This window comes from Blastococcus sp. Marseille-P5729, assembly GCF_900292035.1.
Classification (GTDB): Bacteria; Actinomycetota; Actinomycetes; order Mycobacteriales; family Antricoccaceae; genus Cumulibacter.
In genome coordinates, this window is record NZ_OMPO01000001.1 from 22,841 (window position 1) to 47,350 (window position 24,510).

Here is a 24,510-nt window from a genome sequence, read left to right on the forward strand (position 1 = left end):
TGCGCATGACTGTGAAGGTTGCCGTTGCCGGGGCCAGTGGCTACGCCGGGGGAGAGATCCTGCGGCTGCTGCTGACCCACCCCCATGTCGAGATCGGAGCGCTCACCGCCGGCGGCAGTGCCGGCTCCAGGCTGGGCGAGCACCAGACGCACCTGCTGCCGCTGGCGAACCGGGAGATCGTCGAGACGACCGCGGAGAACCTCTCCGGCCACGACGTGGTCTTCCTGGCGCTGCCGCACGGCAAGTCGGCCGAGATCGCCGCCGCGCTCCCGGAAGACGTCCTGATCGTGGACTGCGGCGCCGACCACCGGCTGGCGGACGAGGCCGCCTGGAGGCGCTGGTACGGGGGTGAGCACGCCGGGACCTGGCCGTACGGCCTGCCCGAGATGCCGGGACAACGGACCCGGTTGCAGGCGGCGCGGCGGATCGCCGTCCCCGGCTGCTACCCCACCGTCTCCACGCTGACGTTGCTGCCGGCGGTCGCGGCCGGGCTGATCGAGCCGGAGGTGGTCATCGTTGCGGCGTCCGGGACGTCCGGGGCGGGCAAGTCGCTCAAGCCGAACCTGCTCGGTAGCGAGGTGATGGGCTCGATGACCGCCTATGGCGTGGGGGGCGGACATCGCCACACCCCGGAGGTCATCCAGAACCTCTCCGCGGTCGCCAATCAATCCGTCACCGTCTCCTTCACCCCGCTGCTGGCCCCGATGCCCCGCGGCATCCTGGCGACCTGCAGTGCGCCCGTCCGGGACGGCGTCACCGGCGCGCAGGTGCGCGAGGCCTACCAAGGCGCCTACGACCAGGAGCCGTTCGTGCACCTGCTCCCCGAGGGGCAGTGGCCGACGACCGGCGGCGTCGCGGGATCGAACAACGTCGCCATCCAGGTCACCGTCGACCCAGATGCCGGGCGGATGATCGCGATCGGCTCCGTCGACAATCTCACCAAAGGCACCGCAGGCGGCGCCGTCCAGAGCATGAATCTCGCCCTCGGTCTCGACGAGACCGCCGGCCTGCCCACCACAGGAGTCGCCCCGTGAGCGTCACCATCCCCAAGGGATTCAAGGCAAGCGGCGTCGCCGCCGGTCTCAAGCAGAGCGGCACGCCCGACGTCGCTCTCATCCAGAACCTCGGCCCGTCGTACGCCGCAGCGAGCGTGTTCACCAGCAACCGCTGCAAAGCCAACCCGGTTCTCTGGAGCGAGCAGGCGATCGCCGACGGTGAGGTCCGCGCGGTCGTCGTCAACTCCGGCGGCGCCAACTGCTACACCGGCAGCCGTGGTTTCCAGACCACGCACGCCACCGCCGAACGCGTGGGCGCGCTGCTCGACGTCTCACCGGGCGACGTGCTGGTCGCCTCCACCGGCCTGATCGGCGAGCTGCTGGACGAGCCCACGCTGTTCGCCGGGGTGGACGCCGCCGCTGCGGAGCTGAGCGACACCGGTGGAGACGCCGCGGCCCGGGCCATCATGACGACCGACACGGTGCCGAAGACGGCGTCGTACGCCGGAGACGGCTGGTCGATCGGCGGGATCGCCAAGGGGGCGGGCATGCTCGCGCCGTCCCTCGCGACCATGCTGGTCTTCGTCACCACGGACGCCGACCTCGACGCGTCCGAGCTCGAGAGTGCCCTGCGGGTCGCTTGCGCCCGCAGCTTCGATCGGATCGACTCGGACGGCTGCATGTCGACCAATGATCAGGTGGCGCTGCTTTCCAGCGGTGCCAGCGGAGTGCGGCCCGACGTCGATGCGTTCACCTCGGCGCTCACCGACCTCTGTCTCGAGCTGGCGCTGCAGCTGATTCGGGATGCCGAGGGGGCCTCTCACGACATCGCCATCACGACGACCGGCGCCGCAAGTGAGCAGGACGCGCTCGAGGTCTGCCGTGCGGTCGCGCGCAGCAACCTGCTCAAGTGCGCGATCTTCGGCAACGACCCGAACTGGGGCCGTATTCTCGCCGCGGTCGGCACGACGGGTGCCGAGTTCGACCCGCAGCAGATCGACGTCGCAATCAACGACGTGTGGATCTGCCGGGGAGGGGAGCCGGGCGAGAGCCGCGACCAGGTCGACATGAGCGCCCGCGATGTCACTATCACCATCGACCTGAAGGCGGGCGAGCACGAGGCCACCCTGTGGACCAATGACCTGACGACGGACTACGTGCACGAGAACTCGGCGTACTCCACATGAGCTCGTTTCCTTCAGCGGCAGACAAAGCAGCAGTGCTGGTCGAGGCTTTGCCGTGGTTGACGAAGTTCCGCGACCAGATCGTCGTCGTGAAGTATGGCGGCAATGCGATGACCAATGACGAGCTCAAGCGCGCATTCGCCGAGGACATGGTGTTCCTCCGCACGGTCGGCATCCGTCCGGTGGTGGTCCATGGGGGCGGTCCGCAGATCAGCGCGATGCTCGACAGGTTCGGGATCGAGTCGAAGTTCCGGGGCGGCCTGCGGGTGACGACCGCCGAGTCGATGGACGTCGTCCGCATGGTGCTGGTCGGGCAGGTGCAGCGTGAGCTGGTGAACCTGATCAACGAGCACGGCCCGCACGCCGTGGGCATGTCCGGCGAGGACGCCCACCTGTTCACCGCCGTGCGGCGCAGTGCCACGGTGGACGGCGAGCAGGTCGACGTCGGACAGGTCGGGGACGTGGCCAAGGTGAACCCCGACGCGATCCTCGACTTGATCCGCGCCGGACGCATTCCCGTCGTCTCTACCGTGGCTCCGGACGCCGACGGGGTTATTCACAACCTCAACGCGGACACCGCTGCGGGCGCGCTCGCCGAGGCGCTCGGGGCGAGGAAGCTGATCGTGCTCACCGACGTGGAGGGCCTCTACATGGCCTGGCCGGACAAGAGCTCGCTGCGTAGCGAGATCTCGGTCAGCGAGCTCGAAGGCCTGCTTCCCGCGCTGGAGTCCGGCATGATCCCGAAGATGGAGGCCTGCCTGCGAGCGGTTAAGGGTGGAGTCACGCGAGCGTCGATCATCGACGGACGCGACGCGCACTCGGTGCTCCTGGAGATCTTCACCAACGAGGGCAACGGAACCATGGTCCGTCCCGACAACGCCCAGTCCACCGGCCGGGCGGCGAACGAGGAGTCAACGGCATGACCCAGAGCTACACCGACCGCTGGTCGACCAGCCTGATGAACAACTACGGCACCCCACCGCTCACCCTCGTGCGCGGTGAGGGCCCCTACGTCTTCGACGATGCCGGCAACCGTTATCTCGATCTGCTGGCGGGGATCGCGGTCAACATCCTCGGCCACGCGCATCCGAAGGTCGTTGATGCCGTCTCGAAGCAGATCGCCACCCTGGGGCACGTCAGCAACCTCTACGCGCACCCGCTCACCATCGAGCTCGCCGAGCGGCTGATCAGCCTGGCCGGCCGTCCGGGCAAGGCGCTGTTCTGCAACTCCGGCGCCGAGGCCAACGAAGCCGCCTTCAAGATCTCCCGGCTCACCGGCCGCACCAAGATCATCGCCGCCGAAGGCGCCTTCCACGGCCGCACCATGGGCTCGTTGGCGCTGACCGGCCAGCCCGCCAAGCAGGACCCCTTCCGGCCGCTACCGGGCGATGTCGTGCACGTGCCGTACGGCGACATCGATGCCATGCGCAGCGCAGTCGACCAGCAGACGGCCATGATCATGCTGGAGCCGATCATCGGTGAGGGCGGCGTCGTCGTTCCGCCCGACGGCTACCTGAGCGCCGTCCAGCAGCTGGCCCGAGACAACGGGGCGTTGTTCGTCCTCGACGAGGTACAGACCGGCATCTGCCGGACCGGGGCGTGGTTCGCCTTCCAGCACGAGGGTCTCGAGCCCGACGCCGTCACCCTCGCCAAGGGCCTCGGCGCCGGAATGCCGATCGGTGCGGTGCTGGCGTTCGGCAGCACCGCCGACCTGCTCGGTCCCGGTAGCCACGGCACCACCTTCGGCGGCAACCCGGTCTGTGCGGCGGCCGCGCTCGCCGTGCTCGACGTCGCCGCGCAGGACGACCTCAACGGTGCGGCCAAGGCGCGCGGGGAGCATCTCGCGGCACGGCTCGACGGGATCGTTCCCGAGCTGCGCGGCAGGGGTCTGCTGCGCGCGTTCGACCTTCCCGCCGCGACCTCGAAGGATGTCGCCGATCGCCTGCGCGGAAAGGGATTCCTCGTCAACAACGTCTCACCTACGAGCATCAGGCTCGCCCCGCCCCTAATCATCACCGACGCGCAGCTCGACGACTTCGTCGAGACGCTGTCCGCGGACCTCAAGGAGAACGCATGAACGTCAGGCACTTCCTGCGCGACGACGACCTCTCTCCGGCAGAACAGGCGGAAGTGCTCGCGCTGGCCGCCCGGCTCAAGTCAGAACGCTTCGCCGAACAGCCGCTGACCGGCCCGAAGGCGGTGGCGGTCATCTTCGACAAGTCCTCGACCCGCACCCGCGTCTCGTTCTCGGTCGGTATCGCCGAGCTCGGCGGATACCCGCTCGTCATCGACGCGCAGTCCAGCCAGATGGGCCGGGGCGAGCCGATCGCCGACACCACGCGGGTGCTGGATCGCCAGTGTGCCGCGATCGTGTGGCGGACGAGCGGTCAGTCCCGGATCGAGGAGATGGCCGAGGTATCGGCCGTCCCGGTGATCAACGCGCTTACCGACGAGTTCCACCCGTGCCAGATCCTCGCCGACCTGCAGACAGTGAACGAGCGCTTCGGCGAGGCTGCTGGACGCACCCTCGTCTACCTGGGCGACGCCGGCAACAACATGGCGCACTCGTACCTGCTGGGCGGAGCGACGGCCGGCATGCACGTCCGGATCGCCGGGCCGGCACCGTACTCGCCCGACCCGCAGGTCGTCGCGGACGCCGAGGCGATCGCGGCCCGGACCGGCGGGTCGGTGATCGTCACCGACGACGCGGTGCAGGCCGTCCGCGACGCGCACGTCGTCGCCACCGACACGTGGGTGTCCATGGGGCAGGAATCCGAGCAGAGCGAGCGCGCCGCAGCCTTCGACGGCTACCAGATCAACGACGAGCTGCTCGCGCACGCCGCGGACGACGCGATCGTGCTGCACTGCCTGCCGGCCTACCGCGGCAACGAGATCACGGCCGAGGTGCTCGAAGGCTCGCGCTCGGCCGTGTGGGACGAGGCCGAGAACCGGCTGCACGCGCAGAAGGCGCTGCTGGTCTGGCTGCTGGGCCGACGATGAGCGCCCCGGCGACGAAGACCGGTCGCCAGGCGCGCATCGCCGAGCTCATCGCCGAGCACGTGGTCGACTCCCAGGCCAAGCTCACCGACCTGCTCGCGGCCGAGGGGGTCGTCGTCACGCAGGCCACGCTGAGCCGCGATCTGGAGGAGATCGGCGCGCACAAGGCGCGCGTGGAGGGCGGTCACGCGCGGTACGTGGTGCCGCAGGACGGGATGCCGCGGGTGGTGGCGAGCGAGAAGCCGTCCGCTCGGCTGGCCCGGTTGGTCGCGGAGCTGCTCACCGGGATCGACGTGGCCGAGAACCTCGTCGTCCTGCGCACGCCCCCCGGTGCGGCGTCGTTCCTCGCCTCGGCGATCGACCGCGCCGCCATGACCGAGGTGGTCGGCACGATCGCGGGGGACGACACCATACTGGTCATCGTGCGCTCGGCCGACCGCGCCGGGCCGTTCGCCGACCAGCTACGGACGCTGACATGACAGGAGTACCCATGGAGCAGAACGAGGAGACCACCCGGCTGTGGGGCGGTCGCTTCTCGTCCGGACCGTCACCGGAGATGACGGCGTTGTCGCTGTCGGTCCACTTCGACTGGAGATTGGCCAAGTACGACCTGCAGGGCTCGCGTGCACACGCGCGCGTGCTGCACGCAGCACAGCTGCTCGACGATGACGAGCTAGACAAGATGCTCGCTGCGCTGGACGAGCTGGAGAAGGACGTCGAGAACGGCTCCTTCGTCGGCACCGCGGAGGACGAAGACGTCCATACCGCGTTGGAACGCGGTCTCATCGAGCGGCTGGGCACCCTCGGCGGCAAGCTTCGCGCGGGTCGTAGCCGCAACGACCAGGTCGCCACCGACCTGCGCCTGTACCTGCGTGACAACGTCCGCCGGATCGTCGCGGACCTCATCGACCTGCAGCAGGCGCTGCTGGGCAAGGCCGAGGAGTACCGGGACGTCGTCGCGCCAGGCATGACCCACCTGCAGCATGCTCAGCCGATCCTGTTCTCCCATCAGCTGCTGGCGCACGTGCATGCGTTTGCGCGCGACGTCGATCGTCTGCGGGACTGGGACAAGAGGGCCGCGGTCAGCCCGCTGGGGGCCGGTGCCCTCGCCGGATCCTCGCTCGCGCTGGATCCCGTCGCCGTAGCCAAGGACCTCGGGTTCGAGCGCCCCGCCGACAACTCGATCGACGCCGTGTCGGACCGCGACTACGTCGCGGAGTTCCTGTTCGCGACGGCACTGATCGGCGTCCACTTGTCCCGGATCGGCGAGGAGGTCGTGCTGTGGACCACCACCGAGTTCGGATGGGTGACCCTGCACGACTCGTGGGCGACCGGGTCCTCGATCATGCCGCAGAAGAAGAACCCCGATATCGGCGAGCTTGCCCGGGGCAAGTCGGGCCGGTTCATCGGCAACCTGATGGCGCTGCTGACCATTCTCAAGGCGCTGCCGCTGGCCTACGACCGGGACCTGCAGGAGGACAAGGAATGCACCTTCGACTCTGTCGAGCAGCTACAGCTCCTGGTGCCCGCGGTCACCGGCATGATCGCCACGATGACGGTCAACTCGGACGCCGTGTCGAGGGGAGCAGGCTCAGGACACGCGCTGGCCACTGACGTCGCCGAATGGCTCGTTCGTCAAGGCGTCCCGTTCCGCGAGGCACACGAGATCAGTGGCGCGGCGGTGCGCGAGTGCGACGAGCGCGGGTGCGAGCTCTACGACCTCACGGCGCAGGACCTCGCCGCCGTCGACCCGCGGCTCACCGCTGAGGTGCTCGACGTGCTCACCGTCGACGGCGCGCTCGCCGCGCGCTCGACGCATGGCGGGACGGCGCCGACGGCGGTGATCAAGCAGATCGACGACATCAAGGCATCGATCGCCGCACAGCGGGGCTGGCTCGAGCCGGCGGAGTGAGCACCCCGCTGCCGCGCGAGTTCTTCGCGCGCGATCCGCACCAGGTCGCCCCGGAGCTGATCGGCAAGCTCCTGGTCGCGGGGCACGGCGCAGAGCGGGTCGTCGTCCGGCTCACCGAGACCGAGGCGTACAGCGACGACGACCCGGCCTCGCACACCTACCGCGGCATGACCGCCCGCAACGCGGTCATGTTCGGCGAGCCGGGCCACCTGTACGTCTACTTCTCCTACGGCATCCACCACTGTGCCAACGCAGTCAGCCACGCCGACGGGCGAAGCGGGGGAGTGCTGCTTCGAGCCGGCGCCGTCGTCGAGGGCGCCGAGATCGCGCGCACCCGCCGGGGCAATCCGCGCGACGAGCACCTGCTGGCCCGGGGCCCGGGCTGCCTGGCGCAGGCGCTGGGCATCACCCTGCAGGACGGCGGCGCCGACCTGTGCAGTCCGTCGGGCGCGATCACGCTGCTCGATGACGGAGCCCGGCCAGAGGTACGCACCGGTCCGCGGGTGGGCGTCCGGCTGGCCCCCGACACGCCGTGGCGGTTCTGGGCTGCGGGTGAGCGCTCGGTCTCGGTCTACAAGCGCAGTCCCCGCGCCGCGCCCGACGCTCGCTGAGGCAGGCCACCTCCTAGACTTGGCGAGGCATCCGCACCATTCGAGAACGGATAGTGACATCCCGTGACCCACCTGCTGGACGACCTGGCCTGGCGCGACCTCATCGCCGACACGACCGATATCGGCGCGCTGCGCGCGTCGATGGACGAGGGCCCGATCACGGTGTACGTCGGGTTCGACCCCACCGCGCCGAGCCTGCACCACGGCAACCTGCTGCAGCTGATCACGCTCAAGCGCTTTCAGCTGGCCGGCCACCGGCCCCTCGGCCTCGTCGGCGGATCGACCGGCCTCATCGGTGACCCGGGCGGTCGCACGGCCGAGCGACAGCTCAACTCCAAGGAGGTCGTCGCCTCGTGGGTCGAGCGGCTGGAGCGGCAGGTCGCCCGGTTTCTGGACTTCGACGGTGACAATGCGGCCATCATGGTCAACAACCTGGACTGGACCGAGCCGCTCACCGCGATCGACTTCCTCCGCGAGGTCGGCAAGCACTTCCGGGTCGGGAAGATGCTCGCCAAGGAGGCCGTCAGCGCCCGGCTCAACTCCGAGGCCGGCATCAGCTACACCGAGTTCAGCTACCAGATCCTACAGGCGATGGACTACCTCGAGCTGTACCGCCGGTACGGCTGCACGCTGCAGACCGGCGGCTCGGACCAGTGGGGCAACCTCACCGGTGGGGTCGATCTGATCCGCCGCGTCGAAGGCGCGTCGGTGCATGCGCTCGCGACCCGGCTCATCACCAAGGCCGACGGCACGAAGTTCGGCAAGACCGCCGGGGGCGCGGTCTGGCTGGACCCCGAGATGTTCTCGCCGTACGCCTTCCATCAGTTCTGGCTGGCCGCGGACGACCGCGACATCGAGAGCTGGATGAAGGCCTTCAGCCTCAAGCCCCGAGCGGAGATCGAGGGGCTGCTGGCCGAGGGCCGAGACAAGCCGCACCTGCGCATTCCCCAGCGCGCCCTTGCGGACGAGCTCACGGCGCTCGTGCACAGCCCCGCGGACCTTCAGGCAGCCGATCTTGCCGGGCGCGCCCTCTTCGGACGCGCCGAGCTGTCCGATCTCGAGCCGAAGGTGCTGGTCGCAGCGGTCGCTGAGGCCGGGATCGCCGACGTCACGTCCGAGACCGGGGGCCTTCCCACGATCGCCCAGGTGCTGCGCGATACCGGCTTGGCCAACGGGCTGGGAGACGCGCGCCGCGCGATCAAGGAAGGCGGCGCGTACATCAACAACGAGCGGGTCGGCGACCCGGAGGCCACGCTGGAGGAGGCCCAGCTGCTGGCCGACCGGCTCGTCGTCGTCCGGCGCGGGAAGCGTCAGGTCAAGGGCGCGCGGATCGGCTAGGTCGTATTGGTTCCAGACCGGCGACAAGACTTGTGGCACCGGGTGCCGCAGGTCACAGCGAAGCGGTTTGACACTGGGCGCCGGCGCTCGTAAAGTATCTCTTGCTTCGAGAACAACGCGAAACACCGAGCGGAAACGCACCGGTCGAACTGGCCCAGCTAGCACGACCGAGAACGGCAGTGAGAGGTTTCGCGAGGTACCGGCACCAAGCTGATTCGTCAGACCACCGCACTTGCCTCATCAGGCGCCGCGGCAGGGGGACGAGGATCCAAGCGGCCGCACAATGTTCTAGGAGCCACCCCCTTGAGAGCGGCGAGCCGGACTTGCTAGTCTGGACGACGCACTCCAAGAGAGTGAGCAGGACCGAAACTGAACAGGTAAGTGGCGCAGGACGCAGCGAAAGTAGTTGACAGCGCAGCGAAGCCCAAGTAAAGTTTTACGGGTTGCCTCCGAGAGTGACGAACAGTCACTCGACGATGAGCGTCCGAACCTTGAGAACTCAACAGCGTACTTGAAAGTCAGTGCCAAATTATTTAACCTCCGGCACTGAGACGCAGCTGGCCGCCGGCCAGTGTGCATCAGTGTGGAGATTCCTTTGGTAATTGTGTGGTGCCAGCATCACACACTTGCCAGTATCAACAGCACCGACACGCCGATCCTTCGGCGCGATGGTGTCTTCGTATGTAACTAACCGTCAGGCCTCGTGCCGGCGTTAGTAATAAACATTCACGGAGAGTTTGATCCTGGCTCAGGACGAACGCTGGCGGCGTGCTTAACACATGCAAGTCGAGCGAAGCTTCTTCCTTCGGGAAGAATGACTTAGCGGCGAACGGGTGAGTAACACGTGGGCAACCTGCCCTTAGCTCTGGGATAAGCGATGGAAACGTCGTCTAATACCGGATACGACACGGGACGGCATCATCTCCGTGTGGAAAGAGTTTCGGCTAAGGATGGGCCCGCGGCCTATCAGCTTGTTGGTGGGGTAATGGCCTACCAAGGCTTCGACGGGTAACCGGCCTGAGAGGGCGACCGGTCACACTGGGACTGAGACACGGCCCAGACTCCTACGGGAGGCAGCAGTGGGGAATATTGCACAATGGGCGAAAGCCTGATGCAGCGACGCCGCGTGAGGGATGACGGCCTTCGGGTTGTAAACCTCTTTCAGCAGGGACGAAGCGAAAGTGACGGTACCTGCAGAAGAAGGACCGGCCAACTACGTGCCAGCAGCCGCGGTAATACGTAGGGTCCAAGCGTTGTCCGGAATTATTGGGCGTAAAGAGCTCGTAGGCGGTTTATCACGTCGGCTGTGAAATCCCGAGGCTTAACCTCGGGCCTGCAGTCGATACGGGTTGACTAGAGTGAAGCAGGGGAGACTGGAATTCCTGGTGTAGCGGTGAAATGCGCAGATATCAGGAGGAACACCGGTGGCGAAGGCGGGTCTCTGGGCTTTAACTGACGCTGAGGAGCGAAAGCGTGGGTAGCGAACAGGATTAGATACCCTGGTAGTCCACGCCGTAAACGGTGGGCGCTAGGTGTGGGGACCATTCCACGGTTTCCGTGCCGCAGCTAACGCATTAAGCGCCCCGCCTGGGGAGTACGGCCGCAAGGCTAAAACTCAAAGGAATTGACGGGGGCCCGCACAAGCGGCGGAGTATGTTGCTTAATTCGATGCAACGCGAAGAACCTTACCAAGGCTTGACATATACCGAAAACTCATAGAGATATGGGGTCCTTTTGGGCGGTATACAGGTGGTGCATGGTTGTCGTCAGCTCGTGTCGTGAGATGTTGGGTTAAGTCCCGCAACGAGCGCAACCCTCGTTCTATGTTGCCAGCACGTAATGGTGGGGACTCATAGGAGACTGCCGGGGTCAACTCGGAGGAAGGTGGGGATGACGTCAAATCATCATGCCCCTTATGTCTTGGGCTGCAAACATACTACAATGGCCGGTACAAAGGGCTGCGATACCGCGAGGTGGAGCGAATCCCAAAAAGCCGGTCTCAGTTCGGATTGGGGTCTGCAACTCGACCCCATGAAGTCGGAGTCGCTAGTAATCGCAGATCAGCAACGCTGCGGTGAATACGTTCCCGGGCCTTGTACACACCGCCCGTCAAGTCACGAAAGTCGGTAACACCCGAAGCCGGTGGCCCAACCTTTTGGAGGGAGCCGTCGAAGGTGGGACTGGCGATTGGGACTAAGTCGTAACAAGGTAGCCGTACCGGAAGGTGCGGCTGGATCACCTCCTTTCTAAGGAGCATCTGGGGTCACGATCCACGGATCGCGGCCTCCAGGCCCACTCGGAGATGTTCATGCTCCGGTGGAGCTCATGGGTGGAACACTGACTAGTTCGGATCACGTAACGTCACGCATTCAGTACAACCGGTTCGCCGGAGTGGAACGGGCATGGCGATCGCGATTCGTAAAGTACGCTGTTGGGTCCTGAGGGCTCGGACGAAAGTCACCCTCGGACTGATCGAGGCGCTTCGGTGCCTCTTTCGGGTCAGGACCGGCTCTGCACTGAACTGCGCCGTCATGGCGCAAGCAGCGAGCACAGAGCACGGGACCGCCCGTACCTTGAGAACTACACAGTGGACGCGAGCATCTTTGTGGCCAAGTTGATAAGGGCACACGGTGGATGCCTTGGCATCAGGAGCCGATGAAGGACGTAGGAGGCTGCGATAAGCCTCGGGGAGCTGCCAACCAAGCTGTGATCCGAGGATTTCCGAATGGGGAAACCCAGCAGGAGTCATGTCCTGTTACCCACGCCTGAACACATAGGGCGTGAGGAGGGAACGTGGGGAAGTGAAACATCTCAGTACCCACAGGAAGAGAAAGCAACCGCGATTCCGTTAGTAGTGGCGAGCGAAACCGGAAGAGGCTAAACCTATTGCGCGTGATAGCCGGCAGGCGTTGCGCAGTAGGGGTCGTGGGACTGCTTAGCTGTTTCTGCCGAGACAGCACAGAGTAAGAAAATCTCGTAGTTAGAAGAAAGCGTGTGGAGCGCGCTGGCATAGAGGGTGAGACCCCCGTATTTGAAAACTCGAGATCTCTGTAGCAGTATCCCAAGTAGCAGCGAGCCCGTGAAATTCGCTGTGAATCCGTCGGGACCACCCGATAAGCCTAAATACTCCCTGATGACCGATAGCGGACAAGTACCGTGAGGGAATGGTGAAAAGTACCCCGGGAGGGGAGTGAAATAGTACCTGAAACCGTGTGCCTACAAGCCGTTGGAGCCTTGAGGGGTGACAGCGTGCCTTTTGAAGAATGAGCCTGCGAGTTAGTCGTATGTGGCAAGGTTAACCCGTGAGGGGCAGCCGTAGGGAAACCGAGTTCGAATAGAGCGATAGAGTCGCATGCGCTAGACCCGAAGCCGAGTGATCTAGCCATGGGCAGGTTGAAGCGACGGTAAGACGTCGTGGAGGACCGAACCCACTTAGGTTGAAAACTGAGGGGATGACCTGTGGTTAGGGGTGAAAGGCCAATCAAACTCGGTAATAGCTGGTTCTCCCCGAAATGCATTTAGGTGCAGCGTCACGCGTTTCTTGCCGGAGGTAGAGCACTGGATGGCCTAGGGGGCCCAACAGCTTACCGAAGTCAACCAAACTCCGAATGCCGGTAAGTGAGAGCGTGGCAGTGAGACTGCGGGGGATAAGCTTCGTAGTCGAGAGGGAAACAGCCCAGATCTTCAGCTAAGGTCCCTAAGCGTGTACTAAGTGGAAAAGGATGTGAAGTTGCACAGACAACCAGGAGGTTGGCTTAGAAGCAGCCACCCTTTAAAGAGTGCGTAATAGCTCACTGGTCAAGTGATTTTGCGCCGACAATGTAGCGGGGCTCAAGTACACCACCGAAGCTAAGGCATTCACGCAACATCCTGTCGTTTACGGCCAGGAGCGTGGATGGGTAGGGGAGCGTCGTGTGGCGAGAGAAGCGGCGGGGCAACCCAGTCGTGGACGCCACACGAGTGAGAATGCAGGCATGAGTAGCGAAAGCAGAGTGAGAAACTCTGCCGCCGGATGACCAAGGGTTCCTGGGCTAGGCTAATCCGCCCAGGGTAAGTCGGGACCTAAGGCGAGGCCGACAGGCGTAGTCGATGGACAACGGGTTGATATTCCCGTACCCGCGAAAGAACGCCCATGCTGAACAAGGCGATGCTAAGCGCCCGAACCTGCCGCGGTCCTTCGGGACCAAGTGCGGGGGAGCGCGCGACCCGAACCTTTAGTAGGCAAGCGATGGGGTGACACAGGAAGGTAGTCCTACCGGTTAGTGGTAGTACCGGAGTAAGGCGAAGCGCTGGTGTAGGCAAATCCGCACCGTCAAGCGTGAGAACCGATGCATAGCCGATTGAGGCGAATTGGATGATCCTATGCTGTCGAGAAAAGCCTCTAGCGAGTTCTTAGCGGCCCGTACCCCAAACCAACTCAGGTGGTCAGGTAGAGAATACTAAGGCGATCGAGATAACCATAGTTAAGGAACTCGGCAAAATGCCCCCGTAACTTCGGGAGAAGGGGGGCCACGGCATGTGATGACACTAGCTGTCTGAGCGTGTTGTGGCCGCAGAGACCAGCGAGAAGCGACTGTTTACTAAAAACACAGGTCCGTGCGAAGTTGTAAAACGATGTATACGGACTGACGCCTGCCCGGTGCTGGAAGGTTAAGAGGACGGGTTAGCCGTAAGGCGAAGCTCAGAATTTAAGCCCCAGTAAACGGCGGTGGTAACTATAACCATCCTAAGGTAGCGAAATTCCTTGTCGGGTAAGTTCCGACCTGCACGAATGGCGTAACGACTTCTCGACTGTCTCAACTATGGACTCGGCGAAATTGCACTACGAGTAAAGATGCTCGTTACGCGCGGCAGGACGGAAAGACCCCGGGACCTTTACTATAGTTTGATATTGGTGTTCGGTTTGGATTGTGTAGGATAGGTGGGAGACTGTGAAGCAGGCACGCCAGTGTTTGTGGAGTCAACGTTGAAATACCACTCTGTTCAAACTGGATGTCTAACCTCGGTCCGTGATCCGGATCAGGGACAGTGTCAGATGGGTAGTTTAACTGGGGCGGTTGCCTCCCAAAATGTAACGGAGGCGCCCAAAGGTTCCCTCAGCCTGGTTGGCAATCAGGTGTTGAGTGCAAGTGCACAAGGGAGCTTGACTGTGAGACAGACATGTCGAACAGGAGCGAAAGCTGGGACTAGTGACCCGGCACCGGCTAGTGGAAGCGGTGTCGCTCAACGGATAAAAGGTACCCCGGGGATAACAGGCTGATCTTCCCCAAGAGTCCATATCGACGGGATGGTTTGGCACCTCGATGTCGGCTCGTCGCATCCTGGGGGTGGAGTCGCTCCCAAGGGTTGGGCTGTTCGCCCATTAAAGCGGTACGCGAGCTGGGTTTAGAACGTCGTGAGACAGTTCGGTCCCTATCCGCCGTGCGCGTAAGAGTCTTGAGAAGGGCTGTCCCTAGTACGAGAGGACCGGGACGGACGAACCTCTGGTGTGCCAGTTGTTCCGCCAGGAGCACGGCTGGTTGGCTACGTTCGGTACGGATAACCGCTGAAAGCATCTAAGCGGGAAGCCGGCTTCAAGATGAGGACTCTCACCGGGTTAACCGGGTAAGGACCCCAGTAGACGACTGGGTTGATAGGCCGGAAGTGGAAGTGTGGTAACACATGGAGCTGACCGGTACTAATAGTCCGAGGGCTTGACCTCAAAGAATGATCTTTTATGGCATTGCTAAATGCCCGCGTCCACTGTGTAGCTCCCGAGGTGCGGTCAGTTTTCCTGACCGACATCTCCATAGCGTTTCGGCGACCATAGCGAGAGGGAAACGCCCGGCTCCATTCCGAACCCGGAAGCTAAGCCTCTCAGCGCCGATGGTACTGCACTAGGGATGGTGTGGGAGAGTAGGACGTCGCCGGACAATTTTTCCCGATAGGGGGCCACTTGCGTGGCCCCCTATCGTTGTTTTGGGGCATCTGGGTGATGCAGGAGTGGAGCATTTCGTGGCACGCGATGATGAGCAGGACGAGCGCCGCGCGGCGCGCGGCAATGCGCGGCGCGACAGTCACGGCCGTGTTGGAGGTCGACGCCAGCACGACGGCGATCGGCACGGAGGCGCGGGCCGAGCTGGTCGAGGCGGGTACGAGCGCAGCGGGTACGAGCGCAGCGGGTACGAGCGCAGCGGGTACGAGCGCGGATCGCAGCGGGGACGTGACGTCGATCGTCGCGAGGGCAACCGCGAGCGACGCGGATCGCGCGAGCAGGGCCCGCAGCGCGGCCGCGGCCCGGGCCACGGCCGCCTAGGGGGCGATCGGGACCGTCGGGCCTATGGTGAGCGCGATCGCGGCTACGAGGGGCGCCGCTCTTCTGATGATCGTGGGGGTCGTCCCTACCGCGATGGACCGCGCCACGACGATCGTCGCCCGACGCGCTCAGGCGGATGGGAGCGCCGGGATGACGACTGGGGCCCGCGGCCACGGCGCAGCGGGGCCCGTGAGGGTGGCCGGGAGGATTCCCCCGGCAACCGCGAATGGTCCCGCCAGGACGGACGCAGCGGTCCGGGCAGACCTCGGCGTGAGGACCGGGACCGCGACCGCGACCGTGGTCCGCGAGGCAACCGGTATGGTGGCGATCGTGCCACGGGGCGTCAGCGCGACGTGTGGGAGCGGCGCTCCGAGCGGGCGGCAGGTCAGCGGTTCGAGAGTCGGCCCGAACGCGCCGATCGCCCCAAGGCGCCTCCGGTGCCAGAGGGCCTCGAGGCATCTATGCTCGACCGGTCGGTGCTGCGTGATCTGAACACGCTCGGTCCCAAGGCCGACACCATCGCCCTGCACCTGGTCGCAGCGGGCAGTCTCGTCGACGCCGATCCGGATCGCGCCCTGGCGCACGTGCGTTATGCCCGCGATCAGGCACCGAGAATCGCCGCGGTTCGGGAGGCTGCTGGCATCGTCGCTTATCAGGCGGGACAGTGGGCCGAGGCCGCTCGGGATCTGCGCGCCTGCCGCCGAATGACCGGCGACTCCAGTCACCTTCCTTTGGTCGCGGACTGCGAGCGTGCGCTCGGGCGTCCCGACCGGGCGATCGTGCTCGCGACCGCGCCGGAGGGCAAGGGCCTGGCACGTTCGGTACAGGCCGAGCTCGCGATCGTCCATTCCGGTGCTCGCCGGGATCTCGACGAGGTGGAGGGCGCGCTACTGGTGCTGGAGCGTTTCGGGCTGGGCCGTGACCAGCCCCGGCCATGGAGCGCGCGCCTGTGGTATGCCTACGCCGATGCGTTGCTCGATGCGGGCCGAGACGCCGAGGCGCGCGACTGGTTCGCGGCGGCCGCCGAGGCCGATGTCGATGGTGAGACGGACGCCGAGACGCGACTGGACCAGCTCGGCGGTCCCGATGGTGCTGCCGAGGACACTGCGCCGTAGCCGATAGCGCGGACAGCAACGCCCCCGGTGGCCCCAGATGTCAACAACGGCGGGCGGCTGTCCACAGCCGGCCGTCATGGCTGCCGCCCGAGCCGGTCGCGACCCACACTTCCCTCAGGACGAGTGGGAGGTGTAGCGATGAGCGCACGAGTGGGATCGACGCGCAACCACGTCTACCTGTGTGGCCGGCTGTCGGCCCAGGCAGATATCCGGCAGCTGCCCAGCGGCGATGAGGTCGCGGTGTGGCGACTGGTGGTGCCACGCGACGATGGGAGCCGGGCGGCGGTCGATACGATCGACTGCGAGGGATATACCCGCCAGGTGCGCCGGCTCGCGGCGCGGTGGCCCGCCGGGGTCGTTCTCGAGGTCGAGGGCGCGCTGCGGCGGCGGTTCTGGCAAAGCCCGGCGGGTGCCCGGAGCCGATATGTAGTCGACGTGCGCGCCGTCCGGCGGGCCCGAGCCGCGAAGGACGCTGATGAGGCCAATACCGCTGAGCGAGCACCATGACGTCGGGCTGTTCGATCTCGATGGCGTGGTGTACGCCGGCTCGGCGCGCATCCGGTACGCCGCCGAGAGCATTGGCGCCGCCCGCCGGTCGGGCATGCGGGCGGCGTTCGTCACCAACAATGCCTCCCGCACGCCCGCCGACGTGGCCGCCAAGCTGGCGGAGGCGGGAGTGCCGGCCGAGATCGAGGACATCATCACCTCGGCCCAGGTGGCCGCCGGGGTCCTGGCCGAGCGACTGGAGCCTGGCTCAGCCGTCCTGGTCGTGGGGGACCGCGGACTGACCGAGGCGGTCAGCGGCGTCGGGCTGCGCCCGGTAAGCAGTGCTGAGGACCGCCCGAGCGCGGTGGTACAGGGGCACAGCCCGCGTACCGGGTGGATCCAGTTGGCCGAGGCGACGATTGCGGTGCGCTCCGGTGCGTTGTGGGTCGCCACCAACGCCGACTCGACGATTCCCACCGACAGGGGCGTCCTGGCCGGCAACGGCGCTTTCGTGCGCGTGGTCGGCGAGGTGCTCGGCCGAGAACCGGACGTCGTGGCGGGCAAACCCGAGCGGACGATGCACCACGCCGCGGTGCAGCGCACCGCCGCGCGCCTGCCGCTGGTGATCGGCGACCGTCTCGATACGGACATCGAGGGCGCCACGTCCTCTAACTGCGACAGCCTCTACGTGATGACCGGGGTGAGCACTCCGGCCGAGGTGGTCGCTGCCGTTCCCCAACAGCGGCCCACCTATGTCGCCAGCGATCTGCGGGGGCTGCTGCATCCCGGCATCAGCGTCGCCGAGGCCGCCGCCCGAGCCGCATCGGGCAGATGGACTGCGCGAGAGGGTGAGATCGTCGCCGGTGATGAGGCTCCGGGAGTGGACGACCGGGCCGACTATCTGGCGCTCGCCTGCGCGCTGACCTGGCGGGGCGAGCGTGCCCGGCCGGGCGACGACGCCGCCCGGCGCCTTGCCGCAGAGCTCGGCCTCGACGGCTGAACGCGCCGGTGCCGGCCTCAGGCGGCGTCGCCGGAAGATCGCGAGGCGGGTGGTGGCCAGCATCTCGCGCTCGAGCCGGGCGATAGCCTCCGTCGTCTCCTTCAGCAAGTGCATCGCCAGCAGCTCCTGAGTTCTAGAGCAGCTTGCGGAGCCTCATCATGTCGCCCATGCTCGCCTGCAGCTTGAGCCTGCCGGTCGCCATCGCCTTCATGACGTTGAGGTCGCCGCGGCACATGGCCACCAGGTCGTCGGAGGTCAGGGTGAGCTTGATGTCGGCGTCCGGATCCTCGGCCTGCTCGATGTCGGTGAACGCGGCGCCGACGAACCGGCCCTTGAGCACGGTGTCCAGATCCGTGATCCTCGCGCTCAACGAGCGATCGAAGTCGATCTGCTCACCGGACTCGGCAATGTCGTTGGTGAGCTCGGTCAGTGCCTCGCGGCACTCCTCTAGCGTTGCCATCAGTGGGGTCGCATCCTCTGCGCGTCGCGGAAATCGGGCGCTACCGAGCATAATCGAGGCATGCGTCCCCATGAGCCCACGCCTACCCCTCCGACGCCGGAGCCGAAGCCGCCCGCGACCGGCGCCGATGCGTGGAAGAACCAGCCGACGAGCTGCTGGCCCACCGCCGAGCAGATGGAGCAGGAGCGCGAACGTGGGGCCGGCAAGCCCGTCCTTGCGCGCGAAGACGACGCGGATCCGGCTCCCGACGACGCCCGGCCGGCGATCTCGCAGGATCCCGAGGTTCCCGAGCGCTTCCGGCAGACGATCGCCCGCCTGGACGACGTTGCCGGCCGGCCGGTCGCGGAGCACGCTGCGGCGTACGACGCGGTCCACCAGGACCTGCGCCAGTCTCTCGATGACGTCGACCAGTCCCGCTGACCCGGGCAGTGCCGCCCGGCTGGATGCCGCGCTGGTCACCCGCGGCATGTCCCGCTCGCGACAGACCGCAGGCGAGGCGGTACGCGGGGGCCGGGTGCGCGTCAACGGGAGCGTGGTCACCAAGCCAGCGGCGAAGGTGACGCTCTCGGACCGGCTCGAGCTCGCCCCGGCCGACGGCGAGCACTTCGTCTCTCGGGCCGCCCACAAGCTCGCCGGTGCCCTCGATGCGATGGGAATCCACGTCGAGGGTCGGCGCTGCATCGACGTCGGCGCGTCCACCGGCGGCTTCACCCAGGTCCTGCTGGAGCGCGCCGCCGCACACGTCACGGCGATCGACGTCGGCACTGATCAGCTGGTCCATTCCCTCCGCGAGCATCCCAGGGTCACCTCCATGGAAGGCACCCACGTCGGGCGCGACGATTTGAGTGAGATCCCTGCCGCGCCCCTGGTCGTGGCCGACCTGTCGTTCATCTCGCTGTGCCACGTCATGCCACAGCTCGCCCTGCTGCTCACCCCGGACGGCGACCTCGTGCCGATGGTCAAGCCGCAGTTCGAGGTCGGCCGGTCGCACCTGGGGAAGGGTGGGGTGGTCAGTGACCCCGTCCTGCACCGGGAGGCAGTCGCGCAGGTCGTCGCGGCCGCCGGTCAGCAGGCGCTGTACCCGCAGCGGATCGTCACCAGCCCGCTGCCGGGACCGGCGGGCAATGTGGAGTTCTTCGTGCACCTGCGGCGGAGCGAGTCCACGGCGTCCTTCGATGACCTCTGGGCGGCGCGCGAACCCCGGCCGTGAAACACTAGGAGTTCGGCCAACGAGCGCGACGGAGCAAGGAGCCTGGTGGAAATCCGACGGGAGATCGTCCTGGTCACGCACACCGGACGAGCCGACAGTGTGGACCTCGCACGCGGCATCGTCGCCCGGTTGCGCTCGGCCGGCATCTCGGTGAGCGTCCCGGAGTCCGAGGAACTGCTCTTCCCGGCCGGGTCGGTCCGTCCGCTGTCGCCCCCGAGCCCGGACCCCACGGTCACCCCGCCCGAGCCCATGCCCGAACTGGTCGTCGTGCTCGGCGGCGACGGCACCTTCCTCCGCGCCGCGGAGTACGCCCGGCCCTACGGCGCGCCCATGATCGGAGTCAACCTCGGGCACGTCGGATTCCTCGCCGAGTGCGAGCCGGACCGCATCGACGAGGTCATCGAGCACGTGCTGGCCCGCTCGTACACGGTGCAGCGACGCATGACGCTCGACATCGACGTCTTCGATCCACGGGCGCCTGAGCGGATCCAGCACACCTGGGCGCTCAACGAGGCCTCGCTCGAGCGCAGCCAGCGCGAGCGGATCCTCGAGGTCGCCATCGGCGTCGACGACCACCCGCTGACCAGCTTCGGCTGCGACGGCGTACTGTGCTCGACACCCACCGGCAGCACGGCGTACGCCTTCAGCGCCGGCGGACCGGTCGTGTGGCCCGAGGTGGAGGCGATGCTCATCGTCCCGAACGCGGCGCACGCGCTGTTCGCGCGGCCACTGGTCGTCTCGCCGTCGTCCGTGGTGAGCATCGATGTCGCCGACCGTGCCCACGACGCGCTCATCGCGGCCGACGGGCGCCGGCTGATCGATGTGCCCGCGGGTCATCGCGCCGTCGTCCGCGCCGGCTCCAAGCCGATCCTGGTCGCGCGGCTGGCCAGCCGGGACTTCGCCGACCGGCTGGTGGCGAAGTTCCAGCTGCCCGTCTCCGGCTTCCGGAACTCCTGACCTGGCCGGCGATGCTCGAAGAGGTGCGCATCCGCGGGCTCGGTGTCATCGCCGACGCCACCCTGCCCCTCGGCCCGGGGCTCACGGTCGTCACCGGCGAGACCGGCGCGGGCAAGACCATGGTGGTCGCCGGACTCAGCCTGCTGTTCGGCGCGCGGTCGGACTCCGGCCAGGTGAGTCGCGGCGCTGAAGCGGCGGACGTCGAAGGCACGCTGATCGTCGACCCGGACGGCCCGGCTGCAGCCCGCTGCCGGGACGCCGGCGGGACCCTCGACGACGACCGGCTCATCCTCAGCCGCACGGTCAGTACCGAAGGTCGCTCCCGCGCCAGCGCCGGCGGACGTTCGGTCCCGGTGGGCGTGCTGTCCGATATCGGCGACAGCGAGCTGACCGTGCACGGACAGTCCACCCAGCTGCGGCTGTCCCGGCCCGGTGCGCAACGCGAGGTGCTCGACCGGTTCGGCGGCGCGGCACACCAGTCCCTCCTCGCGGACTACGCCGAGGCCTTCACCGCCTGGCAGCGGGCGGTCCGCACGCTCGATGAGCTGCGGCGCGACGATGCGGGGCGGCAACGCGAGCTGGCCCTGCTGCGGTTCGGACTCGACCAGATCTACCGTGCCGATCCACAGCCCGCAGAGGACGACGAGATCGACGCCGAGACGCATCGGCTGGCCAACGCCGAAGCCCTACGTCAGGCGGTCGCCCACGCTGCCGCCGCCATCGACGGCGCCCCCGGAGAGTACGACGCGACCGGTGCCGATGCCCTGCTTGGCCAGGCCGCGCGCACCCTAGCCGAATCCGGTGATGCGCAGCTGCGCGTCCTGGGCGAACGGCTCAGCGAGGTCGGCATCCAGCTGCGTGACATCGCTGGGGAGCTCTCGGCGTTCGCCGGTGGCATCAGCGACGACCCGGACCGGCTGGCGGCGCTGATGACCCGCCGGGCAGAGCTCAAGGAGCTCGTCCGCAGCTACTCGAGTACCGGCGACATCGCCGGAGTGCTGGCGTGGGCGCAGCAGGCGCGCGGCCAGATCGCGAGCCTGGACGACTCCGCCGGGCGCCTCGAGCAGCTCGAGGCCGATCGGGACGCCGCCGCAGAACGGGCCGAGCGTGCGGCCGCCGCGGTGACCAGATCGCGCCGCGCTCTCGCCGCCCGGCTGCAGAAGCAGGTCAGCGCCGCGCTGGGCTCGTTGGCGCTGGGCGGCAGTCGCGTACTGGTGGAGGTCACCGATCGTCCCGCGGAGCCGGGGCGGCCGGTGCTCGGCCGTGACCGGTCCGCGCGCGGTGCGACCGAGACCGGGTGCGATCGGGTCAGGATCCTGCTGGGCCACGGCGCCGACGACGAGGGACGGCCGATCGACAAGAGCGCCTCGGGCGGTGAGCTGTCCCGAATCATGCTCGCGATCGAGGTGGTGCTCGCCGGCACGGACCCCGTCGCCACGATGGTCTTCGATGAGGTGGACGCGGGCGTCGGCGGTGCGGCCGCGATCGAGATCGGACGGCGCCTCGCCGGCCTCTCGCGCAGCCACCAGGTGGTGGTGGTCACCCATCTGCCGCAGGTGGCCGCGTATGCGGACCAGCACGTGAAGATCGCCAAGCGGGCCAAGGGTGGAGTCATCGCCAGCGGCATCACGCCGCTGGATCCCGAGCAGCGGCTGGACGAGCTCACCCGAATGCTCGCGGGGCTGTCGGACAGCGACTCCGGCCGAGCGCACGCCCGGGAGCTGCTGAGCGCCGCAGATCACGACAAGAAGCGGCGAAAGGCCCGCTAAATCCCGGGGTTGTTCCAGTCCTGGTGGGAGACTGGACGACATGAAAATTGCCACCATCCGGAAGGATCGGCCGCAGCCGGCCGGGTCCGACGCTGAAGGGGTGGCTCGGCTCGATCGCCGCACCAAGAACCTGACCAAACGGCTCAGGCCCGGTGAGGTGGCGATCATCGACCACGTCGACATCGATCGGGTCAGCGCCGACGCGCTAGTCGCGTGCGGCGTCTCCGCGGTGGTCAACGCCTCGCCGAGCATCTCAGGGCGCTACCCGAACCTCGGCCCCGGCATCCTGGTGGACGCCGGGATCATCTTGCTGGACAACGTCGGCAAACAGGTGTTCACCGACCTCAAGGAAGGCACCCAGGTCCGTATCGAGGGCGACCGGTTGCTGACCGGCGACAAGGAGATCGCCTCGGGCTTCCGCTACGACGACGAGGCGATCACCAGCGCGATGGCCGAGGCCCGCGCGGGGCTGTCGACCCAGCTCGAGGCGTTCGCGGCCAACACGATGGAGTACATGAAGCGCGAACGCTCGCTGCTGCTGGACGGCATCGGCGTGCCCGAGGTGCGAACCGAGTTCCAGGGCCGGCACGTGCTGATCGTGGTGCGCGGCTATGACTACAAGGAGGACCTCAAGCACCTGCGACCGTACATCCGCGAGTACAAGCCATTGCTCGTCGGGGTGGACGGCGGAGCCGACGCGCTACTGGAGATGAAGCTGCAGCCCGACATGATCATCGGGGACATGGACTCGGTCTCCGACCACGTGCTCAAGTGCGGTGCCGAGGTCGTCGTGCACGCCTACCCCGACGGGCGAGCACCGGGACTCAAGCGGGTCCAAGACCTCGGTGTCCAGGCGGTCACCTTCCCCGCCGCCGCCACCAGCGAGGACATCGCCATGCTGCTGGCCGACGAGAAGGGCGCCGAGCTGATCGTGGCCGTCGGCACCCACGCCACGCTCGTGGAGTTCCTCGACAAGGGCCGCGGCGGCATGGCCTCGACCTTCCTCACCCGGCTGCGGGTTGGCGGCAAGCTCGTGGACGCCAAGGGCGTCAGCCGTCTGTACCGGAGCCGGATCTCGACCGGCTCGCTCGTGGCGATCGTGCTGGCCGCCTTCGTCGCGATCGCCGTCGCCGTCGCCATCTCCGATGCCGGCCAGACCTATCTACAGATCCTCTCCGACCGATGGCAGAGCTTCGTCTTCTGGGTTAAGGACCTCTTCTCGTGATCGATTTCAAGTACCACGTCGTCTCGCTGATCTCGGTGTTCCTGGCGATCGCGCTCGGCATCATCATCGGTACCACCGCGCTCAACGGCGGCATCGTCACCAACCTGCGCTCGAACGTCTCCAGCCTCACCGACGACAAGCGCGACCTGGAGAACCGGGTGACGGCGCTGAACCAGGCCATCGAGAACAACAGCGAGTTCGACGCCGAGGTCGCGCCGACGCTGGTCAAGGGGGCGCTCAACGGCCAGGACTTCATCGTCGTCACCGCCGGTGACAACGTCACGGCCGAGCTGCGGGACCCGATCATCACGATGTTGCAGGATGCCGGCGGCACCAACACCGGCGCGATCTCGCTGACCAACTCCTACACCGACCCGGCTCACGCCGACGAGATGCTGAACTACGCCTCCAGCGATCTCCCGGCCGGGGTGACCCTCCCGGAGTCCAACGACGAGGGCGCCGTCGTGGGTGCGCTGCTGGCCTCGATGCTGGTCGCGCCGGCGGGCGGCACCGGTCAGCCGAGTACCGCGATCACGACTGTGCTCTCGGGCCTGGGCAGCCTCGGCGTGCTCAAGGTGGACTCGACCGACATCACCCCCGCCCCGAACGTCGTCATCGTGGTCTCCGGGCAGCCGGCGGACCAGGCCGACGAGCGCAATCACATGGTGCTGTCGTTGGCGACTGCGCTGGACAAGGCGGGCGCGAATGTCGTCATCGCCGGCGACACCGCCTCGGCGACCGGTGAAGGCGTCGTCGCCGCCGCTCGCGAGGACGCCGCAGTCGCCACGAGCATCTCGACCGTCGACAACGCCGACCGGGCGAGCGGGCGAGTCAACGTCGTCTGGGCGCTGCGCGCCGAGGCCACCGGCAGCTCCGGGGCGTACGGCTCGGCAGAGGAGGCCGACCCGATCGCGCCGTCCCCCTCGCCGCTGCCCGAGCCGGCGCCGGCCAACTAG

20 protein-coding genes and 3 rRNA genes are annotated in these 24,510 nt (G+C 66.9%); 22 read left to right on the plus strand and 1 reads right to left on the minus strand.

What is annotated here, in order from left to right:
• Nucleotides 1–5 precede the first annotated feature (5 nt).
• From argC to DAA40_RS00175, 16 genes are all read left to right on the plus strand, one after another.
• On the plus strand, nt 6–1,034 hold the full coding sequence (argC, locus tag DAA40_RS00105; RefSeq protein ID WP_106849160.1) for an N-acetyl-gamma-glutamyl-phosphate reductase: 1,029 nt from the start codon (nt 6–8) through the stop codon (nt 1,032–1,034).
• Nucleotides 1,031–2,182, plus strand: coding sequence for a bifunctional glutamate N-acetyltransferase/amino-acid acetyltransferase ArgJ (gene argJ, locus DAA40_RS00110; protein WP_106847740.1), 1,152 nt, complete (start codon nt 1,031–1,033; stop codon nt 2,180–2,182). Before argC ends, argJ begins: the two co-directional genes overlap by 4 nt.
• Nucleotides 2,179–3,102, plus strand: coding sequence for an acetylglutamate kinase (gene argB / locus DAA40_RS00115; RefSeq protein WP_106847741.1), 924 nt, complete (start codon nt 2,179–2,181; stop codon nt 3,100–3,102). The genes argJ and argB overlap by 4 nt, the downstream gene beginning before the upstream one ends.
• The gene (locus tag DAA40_RS00120) at nt 3,099–4,256 is read left to right on the plus strand and encodes an acetylornithine transaminase (protein WP_106847742.1); all 1,158 of its coding nucleotides are present in this window, start codon (nt 3,099–3,101) and stop codon (nt 4,254–4,256) included. The genes argB and DAA40_RS00120 overlap by 4 nt, the downstream gene beginning before the upstream one ends.
• Complete coding sequence (argF, locus tag DAA40_RS00125) at nt 4,253–5,179, plus strand: ornithine carbamoyltransferase (protein WP_106847743.1); 927 nt, start codon at nt 4,253–4,255, stop codon at nt 5,177–5,179. Before DAA40_RS00120 ends, argF begins: the two co-directional genes overlap by 4 nt.
• Nucleotides 5,176–5,655, plus strand: coding sequence for an arginine repressor (gene argR / locus DAA40_RS00130; protein ID WP_106847744.1), 480 nt, complete (start codon nt 5,176–5,178; stop codon nt 5,653–5,655). The genes argF and argR overlap by 4 nt, the downstream gene beginning before the upstream one ends.
• Nucleotides 5,656–5,666: 11 nt before the next feature.
• The gene (argH, locus tag DAA40_RS00135) at nt 5,667–7,088 is read left to right on the plus strand and encodes an argininosuccinate lyase (protein ID WP_106847745.1); all 1,422 of its coding nucleotides are present in this window, start codon (nt 5,667–5,669) and stop codon (nt 7,086–7,088) included.
• The gene (locus DAA40_RS00140) at nt 7,085–7,699 is read left to right on the plus strand and encodes a DNA-3-methyladenine glycosylase (protein WP_106847746.1); all 615 of its coding nucleotides are present in this window, start codon (nt 7,085–7,087) and stop codon (nt 7,697–7,699) included. The genes argH and DAA40_RS00140 overlap by 4 nt, the downstream gene beginning before the upstream one ends.
• Nucleotides 7,700–7,762: 63 nt before the next feature.
• Complete coding sequence (gene tyrS, locus DAA40_RS00145; protein ID WP_106847747.1) at nt 7,763–9,037, plus strand: tyrosine--tRNA ligase; 1,275 nt, start codon at nt 7,763–7,765, stop codon at nt 9,035–9,037.
• Between the two features lie 725 nt (nt 9,038–9,762).
• A 16S ribosomal RNA gene (locus tag DAA40_RS00150) occupies nt 9,763–11,283 on the plus strand.
• 361 nt (nt 11,284–11,644) lie between these two features.
• Nucleotides 11,645–14,738: ribosomal RNA gene (locus tag DAA40_RS00155) — 23S ribosomal RNA — on the plus strand.
• Nucleotides 14,739–14,832: 94 nt separating this feature from the next.
• Nucleotides 14,833–14,949: ribosomal RNA gene (gene rrf, locus DAA40_RS00160) — 5S ribosomal RNA — on the plus strand.
• Together the 16S, 23S and 5S rRNA genes form the textbook arrangement of a ribosomal RNA operon.
• A gap of 152 nt (nt 14,950–15,101) precedes the next feature.
• Nucleotides 15,102–15,332, plus strand: a complete 231-nt coding sequence (locus tag DAA40_RS16010; RefSeq protein WP_158716140.1) for a hypothetical protein — start codon at nt 15,102–15,104, stop codon at nt 15,330–15,332.
• 437 nt (nt 15,333–15,769) lie between these two features.
• Nucleotides 15,770–16,447 carry a hypothetical protein gene (locus tag DAA40_RS00165; protein WP_158716141.1) on the plus strand — a complete coding sequence of 226 codons (678 nt, stop codon included), beginning with the start codon at nt 15,770–15,772 and terminating at the stop codon, nt 16,445–16,447.
• A gap of 138 nt (nt 16,448–16,585) precedes the next feature.
• Nucleotides 16,586–16,954: a single-stranded DNA-binding protein gene (locus tag DAA40_RS00170; RefSeq protein WP_106847749.1), complete on the plus strand. Its 369-nt coding sequence runs from the start codon at nt 16,586–16,588 to the stop codon at nt 16,952–16,954.
• Nucleotides 16,923–17,933, plus strand: coding sequence for an HAD-IIA family hydrolase (locus DAA40_RS00175; protein WP_106847750.1), 1,011 nt, complete (start codon nt 16,923–16,925; stop codon nt 17,931–17,933). The genes DAA40_RS00170 and DAA40_RS00175 overlap by 32 nt, the downstream gene beginning before the upstream one ends.
• A 133-nt stretch (nt 17,934–18,066) precedes the next feature.
• On the opposite strand, the gene DAA40_RS16015 is transcribed toward DAA40_RS00175, so the two are convergent.
• The gene (locus DAA40_RS16015) at nt 18,067–18,393 is read right to left on the minus strand and encodes an SCP2 sterol-binding domain-containing protein (protein WP_158716142.1); all 327 of its coding nucleotides are present in this window, start codon (nt 18,391–18,393) and stop codon (nt 18,067–18,069) included.
• A gap of 60 nt (nt 18,394–18,453) precedes the next feature.
• Here DAA40_RS16015 and DAA40_RS16020 point away from each other — a divergent pair, with 60 nt between their 5' ends.
• From DAA40_RS16020 to DAA40_RS00205, 6 genes are read left to right on the plus strand one after another with little or no spacing between them, the layout of a single operon-like run.
• Complete coding sequence (locus DAA40_RS16020) at nt 18,454–18,813, plus strand: hypothetical protein (protein ID WP_158716143.1); 360 nt, start codon at nt 18,454–18,456, stop codon at nt 18,811–18,813.
• Nucleotides 18,791–19,603, plus strand: a complete 813-nt coding sequence (locus DAA40_RS00185; protein ID WP_106847751.1) for a TlyA family RNA methyltransferase — start codon at nt 18,791–18,793, stop codon at nt 19,601–19,603. Before DAA40_RS16020 ends, DAA40_RS00185 begins: the two co-directional genes overlap by 23 nt.
• Before the next feature lie 45 nt (nt 19,604–19,648).
• A complete protein-coding gene (locus DAA40_RS00190) occupies nt 19,649–20,560 on the plus strand; it encodes an NAD kinase (RefSeq protein WP_234356170.1) in 912 nt (303 codons plus the stop codon).
• Nucleotides 20,561–20,571: 11 nt separating this feature from the next.
• Nucleotides 20,572–22,329, plus strand: a complete 1,758-nt coding sequence (gene recN, locus DAA40_RS00195; RefSeq protein WP_106847753.1) for a DNA repair protein RecN — start codon at nt 20,572–20,574, stop codon at nt 22,327–22,329.
• 40 nt (nt 22,330–22,369) lie between these two features.
• Entirely contained in the window at nt 22,370–23,554 is a 1,185-nt protein-coding gene (gene steA, locus DAA40_RS00200) for a putative cytokinetic ring protein SteA (protein ID WP_106847754.1), read from the plus strand.
• Nucleotides 23,551–24,510, plus strand: coding sequence for a copper transporter (locus tag DAA40_RS00205; RefSeq protein WP_106847755.1), 960 nt, complete (start codon nt 23,551–23,553; stop codon nt 24,508–24,510). Before steA ends, DAA40_RS00205 begins: the two co-directional genes overlap by 4 nt.

What these genes read in the sequence shown, in the direction of transcription:
- DAA40_RS16015 (WP_158716142.1), bottom strand. Translation starts at nt 18,393, where the DNA reads ATGGCAACGCTAGAGGAGTGCCGCGAGGCACTGACCGAGCTCACCAAC.
- DAA40_RS16020 (WP_158716143.1), top strand. Translation starts at nt 18,454, where the DNA reads ATGCGTCCCCATGAGCCCACGCCTACCCCTCCGACGCCGGAGCCGAAG.
- steA (WP_106847754.1), top strand. Translation starts at nt 22,370, where the DNA reads ATGAAAATTGCCACCATCCGGAAGGATCGGCCGCAGCCGGCCGGGTCC.
- DAA40_RS00175 (WP_106847750.1), top strand. Translation starts at nt 16,923, where the DNA reads ATGAGGCCAATACCGCTGAGCGAGCACCATGACGTCGGGCTGTTCGAT.
- DAA40_RS00185 (WP_106847751.1), top strand. Translation starts at nt 18,791, where the DNA reads ATGACGTCGACCAGTCCCGCTGACCCGGGCAGTGCCGCCCGGCTGGAT.
- DAA40_RS00170 (WP_106847749.1), top strand. Translation starts at nt 16,586, where the DNA reads ATGAGCGCACGAGTGGGATCGACGCGCAACCACGTCTACCTGTGTGGC.
- argC (WP_106849160.1), top strand. Translation starts at nt 6, where the DNA reads ATGACTGTGAAGGTTGCCGTTGCCGGGGCCAGTGGCTACGCCGGGGGA.
- argF (WP_106847743.1), top strand. Translation starts at nt 4,253, where the DNA reads ATGAACGTCAGGCACTTCCTGCGCGACGACGACCTCTCTCCGGCAGAA.
- argH (WP_106847745.1), top strand. Translation starts at nt 5,667, where the DNA reads ATGGAGCAGAACGAGGAGACCACCCGGCTGTGGGGCGGTCGCTTCTCG.
- DAA40_RS00120 (WP_106847742.1), top strand. Translation starts at nt 3,099, where the DNA reads ATGACCCAGAGCTACACCGACCGCTGGTCGACCAGCCTGATGAACAAC.
- recN (WP_106847753.1), top strand. Translation starts at nt 20,572, where the DNA reads ATGCTCGAAGAGGTGCGCATCCGCGGGCTCGGTGTCATCGCCGACGCC.
- argR (WP_106847744.1), top strand. Translation starts at nt 5,176, where the DNA reads ATGAGCGCCCCGGCGACGAAGACCGGTCGCCAGGCGCGCATCGCCGAG.
- argB (WP_106847741.1), top strand. Translation starts at nt 2,179, where the DNA reads ATGAGCTCGTTTCCTTCAGCGGCAGACAAAGCAGCAGTGCTGGTCGAG.